We start from the raw sequence: 4,083 nt of genomic DNA, 5'->3' as shown, positions 1-4,083 counted from the left end.
TACCCTTGTCCAGCACCGCGCCGACGCCCGGCAGATCCACCACGAACTGGGTCGGGCCGTAGGCCACCCCCGCCGGATCCGGGATGCGGAACTCCGCAGGAATATCTTCGACGGTCACCAACATGCCTGGACCGTTGATGGCCTTGCCCAGGTTGATCATCCCCCAGCCGTAGAGCGCGTCGATGCCCGGCGAGCCCATGTCGGTGGCGGTGGTTTTCAGCACTTCCGCCACCTGTGCGCCATTCAAATACGGGAAACGCTCCATCAGCACCGCAACGCTGCCGGCCACGTGCGGCGCCGCCATTGAGGTACCGCTGTATTTGGCGTAGCCGGTCGTTAAATTCTCCACGCTGGTGCCTTCAATCACCGAGCTATACACCCGGGTACCCGGTGCCGAGACGCACAAACTGGCGGTATAGCCGCAGCGGGAAGAGAAGGTGCTGATGCTGTAATCGCCGCTATTGGTGGGATCTTGCAAGCTGGCGACCGACAGCCAGTTCGGCGCAATATCCGGCACGAAATAGGCCAGGCCGGCCATGGCGTCCGGGTTGTTCAGGTTGTAGTCGTTACCGGCGGCGAAGATGGTGACCACGCCGCTGCGCGCCGCGTCGATCGCGCCCTGATAGGCGCCGCCGGGTTTGGTGCCCAGGATAACCTTGATCTGATCGAACTGCTTTTGCGCATCGTCGACGGTGAAATGAGGATAAGCGGGATTCTTACCGCCCTTGGCGAATTTATCGGTAATGCCGATGCCCCAGCTGTTGTTGATGATGCGCGCGCCGCTGGCCACCAGCGCATTCCAGCCGGCCTGGTAAACCGCGCCGTCGTTACCGAGTACAATGCCATCCTCCGGGCCGGGATCGCCGTTTTCCGCGCTGATGATCTGCGCGTTAAACGCCACGCCGTGCATGGCGCCGCCGTCGCGGCTGCCGGCGGCGATGCCACCCACGTGGGTGCCGTGCGAGCCTAATTTGCCGCTGGAGTCGGTGCTGGGCGTACCGTCATAGCGGAAGGCATCGCCTTTTTTCACCGGAATGTACGGGTCGGTGTATTCACGGATGCCTTCGGTAACCAGATTGATCACCTTATCAGGGCCGGAAAATTCGGGGTGCCTGGCGTAAACCGGCTGATCGAAAATGCCGAGTTTGATGCCTTTTCCGGTATAACCGGCGGCGTAAGCCTGGTCGGCGTGGATCGCCCCCAGCCCCCATTCCGCGTTGAACTCACTGCTGCGCCAGCTGGCCGGATCGCCCGCTTTGCCGTTCTCTATATAGCTGGCGGCCTGCGCTCCGCCGATCGCCGTCAGGCAGATCAGCATCGCGCTCCACCGTGCGCGATTAACCCCGATGGCAGGCCAGCCGAAGGCCGCCCGAGCGGGTTTGACTCCTTTATGCTTCTTCTCCATCCCAGATACCGTCCGTTGTTGTTTGCAAATGTTTTATAAGATTTTTTGTGTAACAGTTTGGTAACACCAAATAACTAAAGCACAACAATCTCAAGTGCGCTTAATGTGTCACCCGGCAGTTCAACGGGAGGGAGGGAAGTTTCACGGATGAATCAGACGAGATCCGATAAGGAGAGACGATGGCATTATACGGGGTATGAGCGGCGTTACAGAACGAAGAGAATTCAAATCAAATTAATGATAAATAACAATATATAATCAAGACCCAGAAAGGTTCCCGGCCGCCTGAAAAGTGCTTAACAGGCGCCTTTTATCACGTTTAATTATAACTTTTGCCAATATTCACTCAGTGAATTATGCTGGTTTTTCGCTCGGCCATCGGCGAAAAATGGATTATCCTGCTGATGATTTTTTGCTGTTCATCGCATCCTCTTCCGCTTGACGCAGGATGGCTTTGGCCATCCATTGCGTGACGTCCTGGATCCCCTCAAGCTCCAGCCCCCAGATATCCTTCAGCACCAGGAACACCTCAGAGCCGTAAATCAGCGAGAAAGCATGAATCACTCGCTGGATCGAATACGAAGGCAGTTTGTTCTGCAACGGTGCCACCGCAAGCGTCAGCAGCCGCTTGCGGTTGCCGCGCACGAATTTTTCGCCCGGCGTCGCTTTCGCCCACTGCTGCAAAGAGAGCTGCAACGCCGCGCGTAATGCCCCCTCATGCCGCTCCATCTGGGGGTAGGCAAAGCTCAGCAACTGCTGAATGCGCTTCAAAGCATCATCGTCTTGCGGGCGCCAGGACAGGATCGGCCCCAGGCTTTCCGCCACCACGGCGCTAATCAGCGCGCTTTGGGTTGGGAAGTAACGGTAGGCCGTCGCACGGGATACCTGCGCGTGCGCCGCCAGTTCGGTGATTGAAGGAAACGCCCCCTCGTCATACAGCGCCATCGCGCTGGTCAACAATAAACGATAGGTTTTTGCCCGGGCGGAGGTCAGAGCAGGATCGGACGGGGTGGGGAAAGCATTTATCGGCACATAAACCTCATGTATCTGCACACGCTTGCACGACAGGGAATACGCGCCCGTTGACGAGTTGAAGGCAATGCGTCGGCCACGCGGAAAAGCGCCAAAATGAGACGGTCATCCCATTTTGCGTCGAGCTGCCCTTGCAAAAATGATACGGCCGTCTCATTATATAAATACATTAATCATTTTAATTTAATTGCCAACACCAGGGCCCTACAAGAAACATAACATAATAATTTTTAAAATAAAAAAAGAATCACCCCGGAAAAAACCATGAATGAAACTTCAAATTTTGTCTATATTGCTACCACAGCAGACACGAAAGGACAAGAGTTGGAGTATGTACGGCGACTGATCGCTGCCTTGGGTTTACCCACGCGAACCGTCGATCTTTCCCCCCGTAGCTTGCCGTTTGACTCCCCGGCCGATATCCGTCCAGAGGACATCGCCCGCCACCATCCGGCCGGCGCAGACGCGATCTTCCGCGCCGGCCGTGGCCAGGCCATTGCCGCCATGGCGACCGCTTTTGAACGTTTTATTCTGACGCGCCACGATATCGCCGCCCTGCTCGGCCTGGGCGGCTCCGGCGGCACCGCCATCATCACGCCGGCGATGCAGCAACTGCCGATCGGCCTGCCGAAATTGATGGTCTCGAGCATGGCGGCGGGCGACGTTTCCGCCTATGTCGGCGCCAGCGACATCAACATGCTGTACTCGGTCACCGATCTCGCCGGCCTGAACCGTATCTCGCGGCAGGTGCTTGGCAACGCGGCGCGCCAAATAGCCGGCGCCGTGCGTTTCGCCGTCGCCGATCATTACGAAGACAAACCTGCGATCGGCCTGACGATGTTTGGCGTCACCACGCCCTGCGCTCAGGCGCTGGTCGCCGACCTTGAGCCGCAATGGGATTGTCTGACGTTTCACGCGACCGGCAGCGGCGGCAGAGCGCTGGAGAAACTGATCGACAGCCGGCAGCTGCAGGGCGCCATCGATTTGACCACCACCGAAGTAGCCGACTATCTGTTTGGCGGCGTGCTACCCTGCAATGCGGATCGTTTCGGCGCTATCGCGCGTACCGGCATTCCATGCGTGCTCTCCTGCGGCGCGATCGACATGATCAACTTCGGTGCGCCGAATACAGTGCCGGCGCGCTATGCCAACCGCCCACACCACCATCACAATCCGCAGGTCACGCTGGTGCGCACCAGCGCGCAGGAAAACGCGCTTATCGGACGCTGGATTGGCGAAAAAATGAATGCCTGCGTGGGTGAAGTGCGCTTCGTGGTGCCGATGGGCGGCGTGTCGGCTCTGGATGCGCCGAACCAGCCGTTCTGGGATCCGGCGGCGCTAGCCGCCTTTGTGCAAGCGCTGGAAGACACGGTGCAACCCAGCGAAAAACGCCGATTGATAAAAACGCCTTACCCTATTAATGACCCGCGCTTCGCGCGGGCCGTTGCCGCCCAGTTCCGGCAAATCGTCCGCAGGGAATGATTATTCCTGAATGCAGAGCCTGCCGGTAATAACGCCTAAAAAAAAATCTATGGTCACCCCCGTTTTTGCAACACCGATTTTGATTTATGATGGGCTTGCTTAAATCTATACGGCGTCTGATGGGTAACACTGCGTTACCCGCGCCACGATGAAGTCCGCACCTG

The 4,083-nt window shown here is 57.8% G+C and carries 3 protein-coding genes; 1 reads left to right on the top strand and 2 read right to left on the bottom strand.

Annotated elements, in window-relative coordinates:
* Together M6G53_RS24635 and M6G53_RS24630 are read right to left on the bottom strand one after the other, a co-directional pair.
* On the bottom strand, nt 1-1,318 hold a 1,318-nt coding region (locus M6G53_RS24635), incomplete at its 3' end, for a S8 family peptidase (protein ID WP_253335138.1).
* A gap of 480 nt (nt 1,319-1,798) precedes the next feature.
* Entirely contained in the window at nt 1,799-2,437 is a 639-nt protein-coding gene (locus M6G53_RS24630; RefSeq protein ID WP_366519523.1) for a TetR/AcrR family transcriptional regulator, read from the bottom strand.
* A gap of 264 nt (nt 2,438-2,701) precedes the next feature.
* Here M6G53_RS24630 and M6G53_RS24625 point away from each other — a divergent pair, with 264 nt between their 5' ends.
* The gene (locus M6G53_RS24625) at nt 2,702-3,919 is read left to right on the top strand and encodes a Tm-1-like ATP-binding domain-containing protein (RefSeq protein ID WP_253335134.1); all 1,218 of its coding nucleotides are present in this window, start codon (nt 2,702-2,704) and stop codon (nt 3,917-3,919) included.
* Nucleotides 3,920-4,083: the final 164 nt, after the last annotated feature.

The sequence above is a fragment of the Serratia nevei genome, from assembly GCF_024160145.1.
Classification (GTDB): Bacteria; Pseudomonadota; Gammaproteobacteria; order Enterobacterales; family Enterobacteriaceae; genus Serratia; species Serratia nevei_A.
This window is presented reverse-complemented; position numbering and strand designations above follow the sequence as displayed.